The 18608-nt window shown below is 70.2% G+C and carries 1 protein-coding gene; it reads left to right on the top strand.

The window, feature by feature from the left end:
• Nucleotides 1-179 precede the first annotated feature (179 nt).
• The gene (locus OG293_RS07565) at nt 180-18590 is read left to right on the top strand and encodes a type I polyketide synthase (protein ID WP_406003531.1); all 18411 of its coding nucleotides are present in this window, start codon (nt 180-182) and stop codon (nt 18588-18590) included.
• Nucleotides 18591-18608 lie beyond the last annotated feature (18 nt).

Raw genomic sequence — 18608 nt, 5'->3', positions numbered from 1 at the left:
TCTTGCAATTACCAGCATTCTCGGCGCATCCTGATGAAGTCGCGCATGCGAAGTCAAGGAAAAGGACGAGGCTCGGGGTTAGGGGTCCGTAGGGGCTTGTTAGGGGTTTCTCCCGCCTCTCCCCCGTGCAAGAGTGACCCTGGTCTTGGATTCTTTTCGGGGTAATGGAGCGCGCGATGTTGAATGAGTCCGAGGATTTCACGCCCGAAATCAATGTCGCCTCCGACACCGCCTCCGAAGCCGGTGGAACGCACGGCGGAACTCCCGAAGGGGCCTCGTCCTGGCAGCAGCGTCTGACGGGCCTGACCGAGACCGAGCAGCACGCCACACTGCTGGAATGGGTTGCCGCGCTTGCCTCCGCCGCGCTGCGGGAGGCGGCCCCCGACCCGCTCGACCCCCACCGCCCCTTCCTGGACCTGGGCTTCGACTCGCTCGCCGCCGTCGACCTGCACGCCAGGCTCGTCGCCGGAACGGGCCTGCGACTGCCGGTCACCCTGGCGTTCGACCACCCCACCCCGGCGCACCTCGCCCGCCATCTGCGTGCCGCGATCCTCGGCCTGACCGGGCCCGCCGAGACGCCCGTCACCGCCGCCGTCAGCAGCGACGAACCCATCGCCATCGTCGGCATCGGCTGCCGGTTCCCCGGCGACGTTGAGTCCCCCGAAGCGCTGTGGGACCTTGTCGCGGCCGGCACCGATGCCATTTCCGCCTTCCCCACCGGGCGCGGCTGGGACCTCGACGCGCTGTACGACCCCGACCCCGACCGGGCCGGAACCAGCTACGCCCGCGAGGGCGGATTCCTGCACGACGCCGACGAATTCGACGCCGCATTCTTCGGGATATCGCCGCGCGAAGCACTTGCCATGGACCCGCAGCAGCGACTGCTCCTCGAAACGTCCTGGGAAGCATTCGACCGGGCCGGAGTCGACCCCGCCGGACTGCGCGGCGGCCAAGTCGGCGTATTCGTAGGAGCCGAGACCCAGGAATACGGCCCGCGGCTCCAGGATGCCACCGACGGATTCGAGGGATACCTCGTCACCGGAAACGCGGCGAGCGTCGCCTCCGGCCGTATCGCCTACACCTTCGGATTCGAGGGCCCGACGGTCACCGTCGACACGGCCTGCTCCTCCTCCCTCGCCGCCCTCCACCTCGCCGTCCAGGCGCTGCGCGGCGGCGAATGCTCCCTCGCGCTCGCCGGTGGCGTCGCGGTGATGGCGAGCCCCGGCTCGTTCGTCTCCTTCAGCCGCCAGCGTGGCCTGGCCCCCGACGGCCGCTGCAAGCCGTTCGCGGCGGCAGCCGACGGTACGGCCTGGGGCGAGGGAGCCGGCATGCTGCTGGTCGAACGGCTCTCCGACGCGCGCGCCAAGGGCCACCGGATCCTGGCGGTCGTCCGCGGATCCGCCATCAACCAGGACGGCGCCAGCAACGGCCTCACCGCGCCCAGCGGCCCCTCCCAACAGCGCGTCATCCGCCAGGCCCTGGCCAACGCCGGCCTGTCCGCCGCCGAGGTCGATGTCGTCGAGGCGCACGGCACCGGCACCAGGCTCGGTGACCCGATCGAGGCCCAGGCGCTCCTCGCCACCTACGGCCAGGAGCACACCGACGACCAGCCGCTGTGGCTCGGCTCCCTGAAGTCGAACATCGGCCACACGCAGGCCGCCGCCGGTGTCGCCGGCATCATCAAGATGATCATGGCGATGCGGCACGGCGTCCTTCCCAGGACGCTGAACGTCGACGAGCCGACGCCGCACGTGGACTGGGAGGCCGGAGCGGTCACTCTGCTGACGGAGACCGTGGAGTGGCCGCAGGCGGACCGCCCGCGCCGTGCCGGTGTCTCATCGTTCGGCATGAGCGGCACCAACGCGCACGCCATCATCGAGGAGCCGTCGGCCGAAGACCGCGACGGCACCGAGACGGCCGGGACCGAAGGTCCCAAGTCCGGCCGGAGCCAGACGCCGGACATCTCTTCAAACGTGCCGGACATCTCCTCAAAGGTGCCGGACTCCTCCTCCGAGATGCCGTATCTCTCCTCCGAGGTGCCGCAGACGACAGCCCGGGAGGCCGACAACTCCGCAGCGCGGTCACTTGTTCCGTGGGCACTCTCCGCCAAGACGCCCGAGGCTCTCCGTGCCCAGGCGCGCAGGCTGAGCGCGCGGTTCGCAGCGCAGCCGGACATCACCCCCCTCGACATCGGCCACTCCCTCGCAACCACCCGAGGCCGCTTCGACCAGCGCGCTGTCGTGCTCGGCGACGACCGCGACACGTTCCTGAGCGGACTGCACGCCCTCGCCGAGGGCGCCGGCACCTCCTCCGTGGTCCAGGGGGCACCCGCAACGGGCAAACTGGCCCTCCTCTTCACCGGCCAGGGCAGCCAGCGGCTGGGCATGGGACGCGAACTGTACGAGACCTACCCGGTGTTCGCCGACGCCCTCGACGACGCCTGCTGGTACCTGGACGACCAGATCGAACTCCCCCTTCTCGACGTCCTGTTCGCGGACCCGGGCAGCCCGGAAGCAGCCCTTCTGCACCAGACCGCCTACACCCAGCCCGCGCTGTTCGCCGTCGAAGTGGCGCTGTTCCGCCTGGTGGAGAGCTGGGGTCTCAAGCCCGACTTCGTGGCGGGGCATTCGATCGGTGAGATCGCGGCTGCGCATGTGGCCGGTGTGTTCTCGCTGGAGGACGCCTGCCTGCTCGTCGCCGCGCGTGGGCGGTTGATGCAGGCGCTGCCGATCGGTGGCGCGATGATCGCGGTGCAGGCGTCGGAGGACGAGGTCCTGCCGCTGCTCACGGACCGGGTGAGCATTGCCGCGGTCAACGGCCCGCAGGCCGTGGTCGTCGCGGGCGACGAGGACGCGGCAGTCGCGATCGCGGACGGCTTCAAGGCCCGGGGCCGCAAGACCAAGCGACTGACGGTCAGCCACGCGTTCCACTCGCCCCACATGGACGGCATGCTGGAGGAATTCCTCCGTGTCGCACAAGTGCTGGACTACGGCACGCCCACTCTCCCTGTCGTCTCCCTCCTCACCGGCGCCACCGCGACCGCGGCCGAACTGGCCACCCCGGAGTACTGGGTGCGGCACGTCCGGGACGCCGTACGGTTCCTCGACGGCGTACGCACCCTCCAGGAACGGGGCGCCCGTACCTTCCTGGAACTTGGACCGGACGCGGTGCTCACCGCCATGGCACACGACTGCGTCGACCCGCAGGGCACCGCCTTCGCCGCAGCCCTGCGCTCCGGCCGCCCCGAAACGAACACCCTGCTCAACGCCGTCGCCCAGGCGCATGTACGGGGTGCGGACGTGGACTGGGCGGCGTTCTTCGCCAGGACCGGTGCGCGACGCGTCGAGCTTCCGACCTACGCCTTCCAGCGGCAGCGCTACTGGATGGACTCGCGCACCCCGGTCGCGGAGTCCGCCGCACAGACGGCGCGCGGAACCGACCCCGCCGACAGCGTCTTCTGGGACGCCGTTGAGCAGGAGGACGTGGCCACACTCGCCGCCGCCCTCGAACTGGACCTCGACGGCGAACAGCCCCTCAGCGAGGTCGTGCCCGCCTTGTCGGCGTGGCGGCGCCGGCGTCGTACTGAGTCGGAGGTGGATGGTTGGCGTTATCGGGTGTTGTGGAAGCCGTTGGTTGATGGTTCGGTGGCGCGGTTGTCGGGGTTGTGGTTGGTGGTGGTGCCGGCTGAGGGTGTGGATGACGCCTGGGTTTCGGCTGTGGTGGGTGGGTTGTCGGGTTGTGGTGCTGAGGTTCGGCGGGTTGTGGTGGGTGCGGGTGCGGGTCGGGGGGTGCTGGCTGGGTTGCTGGCTGGTGTGGGTGAGTGTGCGGGTGTGGTGTCGCTCTTGGGTTTGGATGAGTCGGGGGGTTTGTTGGGTTCGGCTGCTTTGGTGCAGGCGTTGGGTGATGTGGGTGTTGGGGCGCCGTTGTGGTGTCTGACGCGTGGTGCGGTGTCGGTGGGTCGTTCGGATCGGTTGGTGTCGCCGGTTCAGGCTCAGGTGTGGGGTTTGGGGCGGGTTGCTGCTCTGGAGGTTCCGGAGCGTTGGGGCGGTCTGGTTGATCTGCCTGGGGTGTTGGATGAGCGTGCTGTGTCGCGTCTGGTGGGTGTCCTCGCGGGTGCCGGTGCGGGTTCTGGTGAGGATCAGGTTGCGGTTCGGTCGTCGGGTGTGTTCGGTCGTCGTCTGGTCCGTGCTCCCCGTGCTTCTGGTGTTTCTGGTGTTTCTGGTGGTGGGGGCTCGGTGTCGTGGTTGCCGGGTGGGTCGGTTCTGGTCACGGGTGGTACGGGTGCGTTGGGTGGCCGGGTGGCTCGGTGGCTGGCGGGGGCGGGTGCTGAGCGTCTTGTGCTGATGAGTCGTCGTGGTGCGGATGCTCCGGGTGCGGCGGATCTTGTTGGTGAGCTGGCGGGGCTGGGTGTTGAGGTTTCGGTGGTGGCGTGTGATGGCGCTGACCGTGATGCGGTGCGGGCGTTGTTGTCGGCGGAGGCTGGGTCGTTGACGGCTGTGGTGCATACGGCCGGGGTTTTGGACGATGGTGTTCTGGAGGGGCTGAGTCCGGAGCGTATCGACAGGGTCCTGTCCGCGAAGGCCAGGTCCGCTGCCATCCTTCATGAGCTGACGGGTGAGCTGGGTATCGAGCTCTCCGCTTTCGTCCTCTTCTCCTCGGTCACGGGCACGGTGGGTGCGGCTGGTCAGGCCAATTACGCGGCGGCCAATGCTTATCTGGATGCCCTGGCCGAGCAGCGTCGTGCCGATGGTCTGGCGGCGACGTCCATTGCGTGGGGTCCCTGGGCCGAGGGCGGTATGGCCGCCGACGACGCGATGGACGCACGGATGCGCCGCGAGGGCATGCCTCCGATGTCGCCCACCTCTGCGATTGCCGTGCTGGAGCAGGCCGTTGGCGAGGGGGTGGCAGCGCTGACCGTCGCGGACATCGACTGGGACCGCTTCCCCGCCGTCATCGCAGCCGTCCGCCCCTGCCCGCTGATCGCCGACTTCGCCGTCGGCGCGGAGGGCGTGGCAGCCCTCACCGGCCACGGGTCCGTGGTCACGGGAGCCGATGTCGCAGGCACCCTCTCCGGCCGGTTGGCGGGCCTGACCCAGGCCGAGCAGGAGCGGGAGCTGCTCAGCCTCGTCCGTATGCACGTAGCCGCGGTACTCGGTCACGAGGGCTCGGACGCCGTCGGTGCCGAACGGGCCTTCAAAGAGCTCGGGTTCGACTCCCTCACGGCCGTCGAGCTGCGCAACCGCCTCGGCGCCGCCACCGAGCTGCGGCTCCCCACCACGCTTGTGTACGACTACCCCACCTCGGCCGCTCTCGCGGAGTACCTGCGGGGCGAATTGGCGGGCAGCGCGCAGGCCGCCGCCCCCCTCCTTCCCACAGCGGTCGCCACCGGCGACGATCCGATCGCGATCGTGGCGATGAGCTGCCGCTTCCCCGGTGGCGTACGGACCCCGGAAGAGCTGTGGCAACTCCTCACGAACGGCACGGACGCCGTCGGCGCATTCCCGTCCGACCGCGGCTGGGACCTGGACGGCCTCTACAGCGCCGACCCCGACAGGACTGGGACGTCGTACGCGCGTGAGGGCGGGTTCCTCTACGACGCGGCGGACTTCGACGCCGACTTCTTCGGTATTTCGCCGCGCGAGGCCCTCGCCATGGACCCGCAGCAGCGGCTCCTGCTGGAAACGTCCTGGGAAGCCTTCGAGCGGGCGGGCATCGACCCGGCGTCGCTGCGCGGCAGCCGTACGGGCGTCTTCGCCGGCACCAACGGTCAGGACTACCTCTCCCTGGTCGCGCGCGAAGGGGACGGCCTCGAAGGACATGTCGGCACCGGCAACGCCGCAAGCGTCGTCTCCGGCCGGCTCTCCTACGTCTTCGGCCTCGAAGGCCCTGCGATCACGGTCGACACGGCCTGCTCATCGTCACTCGTCGCCCTGCACCTGGCTGTGCAGGCGCTGCGCCAGGGCGAGTGCACCATGGCGCTCGCCGGTGGTGTGACCGTCATGTCCACTCCGGACGCCTTCGTCGACTTCAGCCGGCAGCGCGGGCTCGCGGAGGACGGCCGTATCAAGGCCTTCGCTGCCGCCGCCGACGGTACGGGCTGGGGCGAAGGAGTCGGCATGCTGCTGGTCGAGCGGCTCTCCGACGCGCGCGCCAAGGGACACCCGGTCCTGGCGGTCGTGCGAGGCTCGGCGATCAACCAGGACGGCGCGAGCAACGGTCTGACGGCTCCCAACGGACCTTCGCAGCAGCGTGTGATCCGGCAGGCGCTGGCCGGTGCGGGTCTGTCGGCCGCCGACGTGGACGCGGTCGAGGCCCACGGCACCGGTACGAAGCTCGGTGATCCGATCGAGGCGCAGGCGCTCCTCGCGACCTACGGTCAGGGCCGCCCGGAGGACCGCCCGCTGTGGCTGGGCTCCGTGAAGTCGAACATCGGCCACACCCAGGCCGCCGCCGGTGTCGCAGGCGTCATCAAGATGGTTCTCGCCATACAGCACGGAGTGCTCCCGCGCACGCTGCACGTCGACGAGCCGACCCCGCACGTCGACTGGTCGGCGGGTGACATCGCCCTGCTGACCGAACACAGGGAGTGGCCTGCGGCCGGCCACCCACGGCGGGCAGGCATCTCGTCGTTCGGCCTGAGCGGTACGAACGCCCACACCATCATCGAAGAGGCCCCGGCCGGCGACGCCGAGCCGGCGGCCGGCGACGGCGGGACGCTCCCGTCGGTTCTGCCGCTGGTCCTCTCAGCCAAGAATGCCGCCGGTCTCCGCGCCCAGGCCGGGCAGTTGGCGTCCTTCCTGACCGCGAACCCGGCCGTCCCCTCCGGCGACATCGCCTACTCCCTCACGACCGCCCGCTCCGCGCTGGAATCGCGCGCCGTCCTGGTAGGCGACGCCAAGAACCGCACAGGACTCGCAGCCGCACTGCGGAACCTCGCAGCCGGTGAGCAGACTCCGGGTCTGGTGATGGGCACGGCGACCGAGGGCAAGCTGGCGTTCCTGTTCACGGGGCAGGGGAGTCAGCGGCTGGGCATGGGCCGTGAGCTGTACGAGGCGTACCGGGTGTTCGCGGACGCGCTGGACGCGGTGTGCGCCCGGCTGGATCTTGAAGTGCCGTTGAAGGATGTGCTGTTCGGGTCGGACGCGGACGCGCTGGGTCAGACGGCGGTTACGCAGCCCGCTCTCTTCGCGGTTGAGGTGGCGTTGTTCCGGCTGGTGGAGTCGTGGGGTTTGAAGCCCGACTTCGTGGCGGGGCATTCGATCGGTGAGATCGCGGCTGCACATGTGGCGGGGGTGTTCTCGCTGGAGGACGCTTGCGCGCTGGTGGAGGCTCGTGGGCGGTTGATGCAGGCGCTGCCGTCCGGTGGCGTGATGATCGCCGTTGAGGCGTCGGAGGCTGAGGTTCTACCGCTGTTGACCGACCGGGTGAGCATTGCCGCGGTCAATGGCCCCCAGTCGGTCGTGATCGCGGGCGACGAGGACGCGGCGGTCGCGATCGCGGAGGGCTTCGAGGCTCTGGGCCGTAAGTCCAAGCGTCTCACTGTCAGTCATGCGTTCCATTCGCCGCACATGGACGCCATGTTGGAGGACTTCCGTGCTGTGGCGGAGGGTCTTTCTTACGAGGCCCCTCGCATCCCGGTGGTGTCGAACCTGACGGGCGGGCCGGTCTCGGACGAGATGTCGTCCGCCGACTTCTGGGTACGGCATGTCCGCGAGGCGGTCCGTTTCCTGGACGGCATCCGCGCCCTGGAAGCCGCGGGCGTCACGACCTACATAGAACTCGGTCCCGACGGTGTGCTGTCCGCTCTGGCGCAGGACTGCGTGGGCGGTGAGGGCGCTGCCTTCGCTCCCGTACTGCGTTCCGGCCGCCCCGAGGCAGAGACCGCCGTCGCGGCCCTCGCACACGCACACGTCCGAGGCGCCGCCGTCGAGTGGACCGGGTACTTCGCCGGGTCCGGCGTCCAGCGGGTCGCGCTGCCGACGTACGCGTTCCAGCGGCAGCGGTTCTGGCCGGAGACGACGACGGCGGAGAATGTGCCGGTCAGCAGGACCGTCGACGCGGTCGACGCCAGTTTCTGGAATGTCGTCGAGCAGGAGGACGTCGAGTCCCTCGCCGCTCTGCTCGGCCTCGACGACGCGAGCGCGTGGGGGAGCGTGGTCCCCGCGCTGTCGGCCTGGCGTCGGCGTGGCCGGCAGCAGGCCCAGGTGGACGGCTGGCGCTACCGGACGAGCTGGAAGCCGGTGACGGCTGCGGTGTCCTCGGGAGTGGTGAGCGGGACATGGCTTGTTGCCGTTCCTGCCGGACTCGTGGATGACGCCTGGGTTTCGGCTGTGGTGGGTGGGTTGTCGGGTTGTGGTGCTGAGGTTCGGCGGGTTGTGGTGGGGGTGGGTGCGGGTCGGGGGGTGCTGGCTGGGTTGCTGGCTGGTGTGGGTGAGTGTGCGGGTGTGGTGTCGTTCTTGGGTTTGGATGAGTCGGGGGGTTTGTTGGGTTCGGCTGCTTTGGTGCAGGCGTTGGGTGATGTGGGTGTTGGGGCGCCGTTGTGGTGTCTGACGCGTGGTGCGGTGTCGGTGGGTCGTTCGGATCGGTTGGTGTCGCCGGTTCAGGCTCAGGTGTGGGGTTTGGGGCGGGTTGCTGCTCTGGAGGTTCCGGAGCGTTGGGGCGGTCTGGTTGATCTGCCTGGGGTGTTGGATGAGCGTGCTGTGTCGCGTCTGGTGGGTGTCCTCGCGGGTGCGGGTGCGGGTTCTGGTGAGGATCAGGTTGCGGTTCGGTCGTCGGGTGTGTTCGGTCGTCGTCTGGTCCGTGCTCCTCGCGCTCCTCGTGCTCCTCGTGCTTCTGGTGTTTCTGGTGTTTCTGGTGGTGGGGGCTCGGTTTCGTGGTTGCCGGGTGGGTCGGTTCTGGTCACGGGTGGTACGGGTGCGTTGGGTGGCCGGGTGGCTCGGTGGCTGGCGGGGGCGGGTGCTGAGCGTCTTGTGCTGATGAGTCGTCGTGGTCCGGATGCTCCGGGTGCGGTGGATCTTGTTGGTGAGCTGGCGGGGCTGGGTGTTGAGGTTTCGGTGGTGGCGTGTGATGGCGCTGACCGTGATGCGGTGCGGGCGTTGTTGTCGGCGGAGGCTGGGTCGTTGACGGCTGTGGTGCATACGGCCGGGGTTCTGGACGATGGTGTTCTGGAGGGGCTGAGTCCGGAGCGTATCGACAGGGTCCTGTCCGCGAAGGCCAGGTCCGCTGCCATCCTTCATGAGCTGACGGGTGAGCTGGGTATCGAGCTCTCCGCTTTCGTCCTCTTCTCCTCCGTCACCGGGACGGTGGGTGCGGCTGGTCAGGCCAACTATGCGGCGGCCAATGCCTATCTGGATGCCCTGGCCGAGCAGCGTCGTGCCGACGGTCTGGCGGCGACGTCCATTGCGTGGGGTCCCTGGGCCGAGGGCGGCATGGCCGCCGACGAGGCACTTGAAGCCCGCATGCGCCGGGACGGCGTGCCTCCGATGCGCGCGGATCAGGCGATCCACGCCCTGTGCGACGCCGTTGGTGGCGACGACGCCGTTCTCACCATTGCCGATGTCGAATGGGACCGGTTCCTCCCGGGCTTCAGCGCCGCACGGCACAGCCAGCTGTTCAGCGAGTTGCGCGAAGTGCGCGACGCCCGCGCGGCAGGGACCCGCGCGCGGGCGGTTACCGAGGCCGATCGTCCGTACTCCCTCTCCGGGCGCCTGTCCGCCCTCGCGCCGGCCGAGCAGGAGCGAGAGCTGCTGGATCTGGTCCGTAGGCAGGTGGGCGCCGTACTCGGCCACGACGGCGTGGAAAACGTCGGCGCGGCGCGGGCGTTCAAGGAGCTGGGGTTCGACTCGCTCACGGCCGTCGAGCTGCGCAACCGCCTCGGCGCCGCCACCGAGCTGCGGCTCCCGGCCACGCTGATCTACGACCACCCCACGTCCGCCGCTCTCGCGGAGTACCTGCGGGGCGAGCTGGTCGGCAGTGTGCGCGTCGCCGACACGGTGCTGCCCGCCGCGGTCGCCACCGACGACGATCCGATCGCGATCGTGGCGATGAGCTGCCGTTTCCCGGGTGGCGTACGGACTCCCGAAGCCCTCTGGCAGCTCCTCACGGACGGCACGGACGCCGTCGGCGCGTTCCCGTCGGACCGCGGCTGGGACCTGGACAGGCTCTACAGCCCCGACCCGGACCAGCCGGGCACCTCGTACACCCGCGAAGGCGGATTCTTCGACGGAGCCGCGGACTTCGATGCCGACTTCTTCGGCATCTCGCCACGCGAGGCGCTGGCGATGGACCCCCAGCAGCGCCTGCTGCTCGAAACTTCGTGGGAAGCCTTCGAGCGAGCCGGTATCGACCCGTCATCGCTGCGCGGCAGCCAGGCCGGTGTCTTCGTCGGCACCAACGGCCAGGACTACCTCTCCCTCATCACCCGTGAACCGGAAGGTCTGGAAGGCCACTTGGGCACGGGCAACGCGGGCAGTGTCATGTCCGGCCGTGTCTCCTACGCCCTGGGGCTGGAGGGTCCGGCGGTCACGGTTGACACGGCCTGTTCGTCGTCGCTGGTCGCCCTGCACTGGGCGATCCAGGCTCTGCGCAACGGCGAGTGCAGCATGGCCCTGGCCGGTGGTGTGACCGTCATGTCGACCCCCGAGAACTTCGTCGACTTCAGTCGTCAGCGCGGGCTCGCGGAGGACGGCCGTATCAAGGCGTTCGCGGCGGCTGCGGACGGTACGGGCTGGGGCGAGGGCGTCGGCATGCTGCTGGTCGAGCGTCTGTCGGACGCTCAGCGCAACGGTCATCCGGTCCTGGCGCTGGTCCGGGGCTCGGCCGTCAATCAGGACGGTGCGAGCAACGGCCTGACCGCTCCGAACGGCCCGTCCCAGCAGCGGGTGATCCGGGCGGCCCTTGCGAGCGCGGGTCTGTCGGCCGCCGACGTGGACGCGGTCGAGGCCCACGGCACGGGTACGAAACTCGGTGATCCGATCGAGGCGCAGGCTCTCCTCGCCACGTACGGTCAGGGCCGCCAGGAAGACCGCCCGCTGCTGCTGGGCTCCATCAAATCCAACATCGGCCACACGCAGGCCGCCGCCGGTGTCGCGGGCATCATCAAGATGGTCCTCGCCATGCAGCACGGCGTGCTGCCCCAGACACTGCATGTCGACGAACCGACCCCTCACGTCGACTGGTCGGCAGGCGATCTCACCCTGCTGACCGAGCAGACGGTCTGGCCGACGGTCGACCGGCCGCGTCGGGCCGGGGTGTCGTCCTTCGGCATCAGCGGTACGAACGCCCACACCATCATCGAGCAGGCGCCTGCCGTCGAGCCCTCGGCGGACGGCGACGCCAGGCCTACCGCACCGGCCCTCGTGCTTCCGCTGCCGTACCTCCTCTCCGCGAAGAGCCCGGCGGCCCTGCGCGCCCAGGCAGCCGTCCTGCGAACGCACCTGGAAGCCGCGGACAACAACGGGCTCAGCTCCGCCGATCTGGCTTACTCGCTCGCCACGGCACGCGCACACCTCGAACACCGCGCGGTCCTGACCGCCGACGACCCGCAGGATTTCCGGGACGTACTGGCACGGCTGGCAGGCGGCGAGCCCTCGCCTCGGATCACCACCGGGGTTGTGGGTGACGGCCGTACGGCGTTCTTGTTCACCGGGCAGGGGAGTCAGCGGCTGGGGATGGGTCGTGAGCTGTATGCGGCGCATCCGGTGTTCGCGGATGCGCTGGACGCGGTGTGCGCGTATGTGGACGCGCATCTTGAAGTGCCGTTGAAGGATGTGCTGTTCGGGTCGGACGCGGACGCGCTGGACCGGACGGGTTTCACTCAGCCCGCTCTCTTCGCCGTCGAGGTGGCGTTGTTCCGGCTGGTGGAGTCGTGGGGTGTGAGGCCGGACTTCCTGGCCGGTCACTCCATTGGTGAGATCGCGGCTGCGCATGTGGCGGGGGTGTTCTCGCTGGAGGATGCGTGTGCGCTGGTCGCCGCCCGTGGCCGTCTGATGCAGGCGCTGCCGGCGGGTGGTGTGATGATCGCGGTGCAGGCGTCGGAGGCTGAGGTTCTGCCGCTGCTGACCGACCGGGTGAGTATTGCGGCGGTCAACGGCCCGCAGGCGGTCGTGATCGCGGGTGACGAGGACGCGGCGGTCGCGATCGCCGAAGGCTTCAAGGCTCAGGGCCGTAAGTCCAAGCAGCTCACTGTCAGTCATGCGTTCCATTCGCCGCACATGGACGACATGCTCGACGCTTTCCGTGCTGTGGCGGAGGGTTTGTCGTTCGAGGCTCCGCGCATCCCGGTCGTCTCCCACCTCACCGGGACCCTGGTCTCGGACGAGATGTCGTCCGCCGACTTCTGGGTCCGGCACGTCCGCGAGGCGGTCCGTTTCCTGGACGGCATCCGTGCCCTGGAGGCCGCGGGTGTCACGACGTACATCGAACTCGGCCCCGACGGTGTCCTCTCGGCCCTCGCCCAGGACTGTGTGACGAACGAGGACGCGGTCTTCGTCCCCGTACTCCGCAAGAGCCGCCCCGAGCCCGAGAGCATCACCACCGCCCTCGCGACCGCCCACACCCACGGCATCGCCGTGGACTGGGACACGTACTTCTCCGGCACCGGCGCCCGCCGCGTCGACCTCCCCACCTACCCCTTCCAGCGCAAGCGCTACTGGCCCAGTGCTGCCGCGTTCGCCATCGGCGACCCGACCGCGATCGGGCTCGGGGAAGCGGGGCACCCGCTGCTGGGCGCGGCGGTGCCGCTCGCCGACTCCGAAGGCGTGCTCCTCACCGGCAGGCTGTCACTCGACACGCACCCCTGGCTCGCCGACCACACCATCTTCGGCAGCGTCCTGCTGCCGGGCACGGCCTTCGTCGACCTGGCGATCCGAGCCGGTGACCAGGTCGGATGCGATGTGGTGGAGGAGCTGACCCTCGAAGCGCCGCTCGTCGTCCCCGAGCGCGGCGGTGTACAGCTCCAGCTTGCCGTCGAGGCGCCGACCGGGCCCGGGCAGCGGCGGTTCAGTGTGCACTCCCGTCGTCAGGACGCCTTCGCGGAGGAGCCTTGGACGCGTCATGCCTCCGGCGTACTGACTGCCGGTGTCTCGCGACCGGAACTGTCCGAGGAACTGGGGGAGTTCGCGGAGCTGGCCGTGTGGCCGCCGGCCGGAGCGGTACCGGTGGACGTACGGGGGCTGTACGAGAAGCTTGCCGCGGGCGGTGTGGCGTACGGGAAGCTGTTCCAGGGGCTGACGGCGGCATGGCGCCGTGACGGTGAGCTGTTCACCGAGGTGACGCTTCCGGGCGAGGCACGGCGCGAGGCGGCCCGGTTCGGGCTCCACCCGGCCCTGCTGGACGCCGGTCTGCACGCCATCGGCCACGACAGCAGCCACGCCATCGGCCACGACGACAGCCACGACGACAGCCAGGGACCGGCAGCGACCGGCGCCCTGTTGCCCTTCTCCTGGGGTGGAGTCTCGCTGTACGCGGCCGGTGCCTCCTCGCTCAAGATGCGGCTGACCCCGCACGCACCCGGCGACGCCCACACTCTGGCGCTGCTGGTCGCGGACGAGACCGGACGTCCGGTGGCGGCCGTGGAGTCGCTGACCCTGCGCACCGCTTCGGCCGACCAGGTACGCGCGGCCGACGGCGGTCATCTGGAGTCGCTGTTCCGTGTGGAGTGGGTGCCCATGGCGGCCGGCGCGTCGCCGCAGGGCGACGCCGCGGGCCGGCGATGGGCTGTGCTCGGCCGCGACGGGCTGGGCCTGGCGGTCGCCGGCGCTGAGGTGACCGAGTACGCCGACGCCGCCGCGCTCGGTGCGGCGCTCGCAGCGGGCGAGCCGGTGCCGGACGCCGTGTTCGTACCCCCGAACGCCCTTCCGGCGCAGGACGTCACGGCAGCCTCTGTGCACGAGGCCGTGACGGGCACGCTGTCCGCCGTGCAGGAATGGCTTGCGGACGAGCGGTTCGCCGGTACGCGCCTGGTCTGGCTGACGTCCGGTGCGGTGGCGGCCGAGCCCGGCGCGGGAGTGCCGGACCTGGCGGGCAGCGCGGTGCGCGGCCTGCTGCGTTCGGCGCAGTCCGAGCACCCCGGCCAGTTGCTGATGCTCGACCTCGACGAGGACACGGCCTCCCTCACGGCGGTGCCCGCCGCGCTGGGCGCGGGTGAGCCGGAGTTGGCGATCCGGAACGGGGAACTCAGCGCGCCGCGCCTGGCACGCGTGCCGTCGGCGGACGCTTCGGGTGAGCCGCTCAGCACACTCGGCGATCCGTCCGGCACCGTGCTGGTGACCGGGGCGACCGGCACCTTGGGCGGACTGTTCGCCCGCCACCTGGTGACGGCCCACGGGGTCAAGCGGCTGCTGCTCACCAGCCGCCGGGGACCCGAGGCCGACGGCTCGGAGGCACTGATCGCCGAACTGGCACAGCTGGGTGCCCGGGCCGACCTCGTCGCCTGCGACGCCGCCGACCGCGACGCGCTCGCCGCGCTGCTGGCGACCGTGCCCGCCGAACACCCGCTGACCGCCGTGGTGCACACGGCAGGAGTACTGGACGACGGCGTACTCTCCTCGCTCACCCCCGAGCGGGTCGCCGCCGTACTGCGTCCCAAGGTCGACGCTGCCTGGAACCTGCACGAACTGACGCGGGACCTCGGCCTCTCGGCGTTCATCCTCTTCTCGGGCGCGGCCGCCGCATTCGGCGCCGCCGGGCAGGCGAACTACGCCGCCGCGAACGCCTTCCTGGAAGCCCTGGCCGAGCAGCGCCGCGCCGAAGGCATGCCGGGCACCTCGCTCGCCTGGGGCCTGTGGGCTCCGCAGACCGGCGGCATGGCCCAGCAGCTGGACAAGATCGACCTGCGGCGCATCGCCAGGGACGGCGTCGGCGGACTCTCCGGTGGCGAGGGCCTCGCCCTCTTCGACACCGCGATGACGGTCGACACGGCGGTCCTGCTGCCCATGCGGCTCGACCTCACGGTGGCGCGGGCGCAGGCCGTCTCCACCGGCGAGACACCGCCGCTGCTGCGCGCCCTCGTACGGGTGCCCTCGCGGCGCGCGGCCGAGCAGCGCGCCGCGACGGACGGCGGATCGCCCCTGACGGCCCGGCTGCTGGCCCGGCCGGCCGCCGAGCGCGAAGGCATGCTGCTGGACCTCGTGTGCGGGAGGGTCGCCGTGGTACTCGGCCACGCCGACGCCCACGCGGTCGACGGGGACCGCGCCTTCAAGGAACTCGGATTCGACTCCCTCACGGCGGTCGAGCTGCGCAATGTCCTGAAGACCGAGACCGGCCTCAGGCTCTCGCCTACCCTCGTCTTCGACTACCCGACGCCGTCGGCGCTGGCCCGGCATCTGCTCGCCGAACTGTCGGGAACGGCCGAGCACCAAGACGCCGTACGCGCCCGGATGGCACCCGCACGGCCTGCCACGACCACGACCGACGTGGACCCGATCGTCATTGTCGGCATGGGCTGCCGTTTCCCCGGCGGCGTACGGTCGCCCGAAGACCTGTGGCAGCTCGTCGCCACGGGCGGCGACGGCATCACCCCCTTCCCGTCCGACCGCGGCTGGAACGTCGAGTCCCTCTACCACCCCGACCCGGACCACCCGGGCACCTCGTACACCCGCGAAGGCGGATTCCTGCACGACGCGGCCGACTTCGACCCCGGTTTCTTCGGCATCTCGCCGCGTGAGGCGCTGGCGATGGACCCGCAGCAGCGACTGCTCCTCGAGACGTCCTGGGAAGCGTTCGAGCGGGCCGGGATCGACCCGGCGACGCTGCGCGGCAGCCGGACGGGCGTCTTCGCCGGCGTGATGTACCACGACTACGTCACCGGCATCGGCGACGGCAGCAGTGGGGTCGAGCTGCCCGAGGGCGTCGAGGGGTACCTCGGCACCGGCAACGCCGGCAGCATCGCCTCCGGCCGGATCGCCTACACCTTCGGCCTCGAAGGCCCGGCGGTCACGGTCGACACGGCCTGTTCGTCGTCGCTGGTCGCGCTGCACTGGGCGATCCAGGCTCTGCGCAGCGGCGAGTGCACGATGGCACTGGCCGGCGGCGTCGCCGTCATGGCCACCCCCGAGACCTTCGTCGACTTCAGCCGCCAGCGCGGCCTCTCCGTGGACGGCCGGTGCAAGTCCTTCGCGGCGGCTGCGGACGGTACGGGCTGGGCCGAGGGCGCGGGCATGCTCCTGGTGGAGCGGCTGTCGGACGCCGAACGGAACGGTCACCCGGTCCTGGCGGTCGTGCGAGGCTCGGCGATCAACCAGGACGGCGCGAGCAACGGGCTGACGGCCCCGAACGGCCCGTCCCAGCAGCGCGTGATCCGCGAAGCGCTGGCCAGTGCCGGTCTGTCGGCCGCCGACGTGGACGCGGTCGAGGCGCACGGCACGGGCACCCGGCTGGGTGATCCCATCGAGGCCCAGGCGCTCCTTGCCACCTATGGCCGTGAGCGCGCGGCGGACCGGCCGCTGTGGCTGGGCTCGATCAAGTCGAACATCGGCCACACGCAGGCCGCGGCCGGTGTCGCGGGCATCATCAAGATGGTCATGGCGATGCGGCACGGGGTGCTGCCGCAGACCCTGCACGTGGACGAGCCGTCCCCGCAGGTCGACTGGAAGGCGGGTGAAGTCTCCCTGCTGACGCAGGAGATGGAGTGGCCGGAGACGGGCCGTCCGCGCCGGGCGGGCGTGTCGTCGTTCGGCATCAGCGGCACGAACGCCCACACGATCATCGAGCAGCCACCGGCCGGCGAAGCGGTGCTGGTGCCTGTGTCCGTGCCCGTTCCCGCACTGAAGACCGCAGAGTTGCCGGTGATGCCTTGGGTGCTCTCGGCGAAGGGCCGGGACGCTCTGCGGGCGCAGGCGCGTCACCTCCTGTCTTACGTGCTCTCCGCACAGGAACCGCGCGCGGTCGATGTCGCCGGGTCGCTGGCGGTGGGCCGGGCGTCGTTCGAGGACCGGGCGGTGGTGGTTGCTGGGGACAGGGATGGGCTGCTGTCTGCGCTGGGGGCGTTGGCGGAGGGTGGTTCGGGTGCGGGGCTGGTGGAGGGTTCGCCGGTTGGGGGGAAGCTGGCGTTCTTGTTTACGGGGCAGGGGAGTCAGCGGCTGGGGATGGGTCGTGAGCTGTATGAGGCGTATCCGGTGTTCGCGGAGGCGCTGGACGCGGTGTGTGAGCGTCTTGACCTCGAACTGCCGTTGAAGGATGTGCTGTTCGGGTCCGATGGCGCTGCGCTGGATCGGACGGCGGTTACGCAGCCTGCGTTGTTCGCGGTTGAGGTGGCGTTGTTCCGGCTGGTGGAGTCGTGGGGTGTGAGGCCGGACTTCGTGGCGGGGCATTCGATCGGTGAGATCGCGGCTGCGCATGTGGCGGGGGTGCTGACCCTTGAGGATGCCTGCACCCTGGTGTTGGCTCGTGGGCGGTTGATGCAGGCGCTGCCGACGGGTGGCGTGATGATCGCCGTTGAGGCGTCGGAGGCTGAGGTTCTGCCGCTGCTGACCGACCGGGTGAGCATTGCCGCGGTCAACGGCCCGCAGGCCGTGGTCGTCGCGGGTGACGAGGACGCGGCCGTCGCGATCGCGGACGGCTTCGAGGCTCAGGGCCGTAAGTCCAAGCGTCTCACCGTCAGTCATGCGTTCCATTCGCCGCATATGGACGGCATGTTGGAGGACTTCCGTGCTGTGGCGGAGGGGCTGTCGTACGAGACTCCGCGGATTGCGGTGGTGTCGAACCTGACGGGCGCGCTGGTCTCGGATGAGATGTCGTCTCCCGACTTCTGGGTTCGGCACGTCCGTGAGGCCGTGCGTTTCCTGGACGGCGTCCGTGCCCTGGAAGCCGCCGGGGTCACGACATACATCGAACTCGGCCCTGACGGTGTCCTCTCGGCGATGGCCCAGGAGTGTGTGGGCAGCGAGGCCGTGGCCTTCGTGCCTGTTCTGCGCTCCGGTCGCTCTGAGGCCGAGACGGTCACCACTGCCCTCGCCCAGGTGCACGTCCGCGGTGTCGACGTGGACTGGCAGGCGTACTTCTCCCGTACGGGCGCGCAGCGGGTTGATCTGCCGACGTACGCCTTCCAGCGCCAGCGCTACTGGCTGCAGATCTCCGGCGTCGCGCAGAGTGGCGTGGCTGACGACATGGACGCCCGCTTCTGGGATGCGGTGGAGCGCGAAGACCTGGAGTCGCTGGCTGCCACTCTGGAGGTCGATGACGAGAACGCGTGGGGGAGTGTGCTGCCCGCCTTGTCGGCGTGGCGGCGCCGGCGTCGTACTGAGTCGGAGGTGGATGGTTGGCGTTATCGGGTGTTGTGGAAGCCGTTGGTTGATGGTTCGGTGGCGCGGTTGTCGGGGTTGTGGTTGGTGGTGGTGCCGGCTGAGGGTGTGGATGACGCCTGGGTTTCGGCTGTGGTGGGTGGGTTGTCGGGTTGTGGTGCTGAGGTTCGGCGGGTTGTGGTGGGGGCGGGTGCGGGTCGGGGGTGCTGGCTGGGTTGTTGGCTGGTGTGGGTGAGTGTGCGGGTGTGGTGTCGTTCTTGGGTTTGGATGAGTCGGGGGGTTTGTTGGGTTCGGCTGCTTTGGTGCAGGCGTTGGGTGATGTGGGTGTTGGGGCGCCGTTGTGGTGTCTGACGCGTGGTGCGGTGTCGG

Source organism: Streptomyces sp. NBC_00829, from assembly GCF_045161795.1.
Taxonomy (GTDB): Bacteria; Actinomycetota; Actinomycetes; order Streptomycetales; family Streptomycetaceae; genus Streptomyces.
The sequence above is the reverse complement of the archived record's forward strand: the minus strand, read 5'-3'. Positions and strand labels throughout refer to the sequence as shown.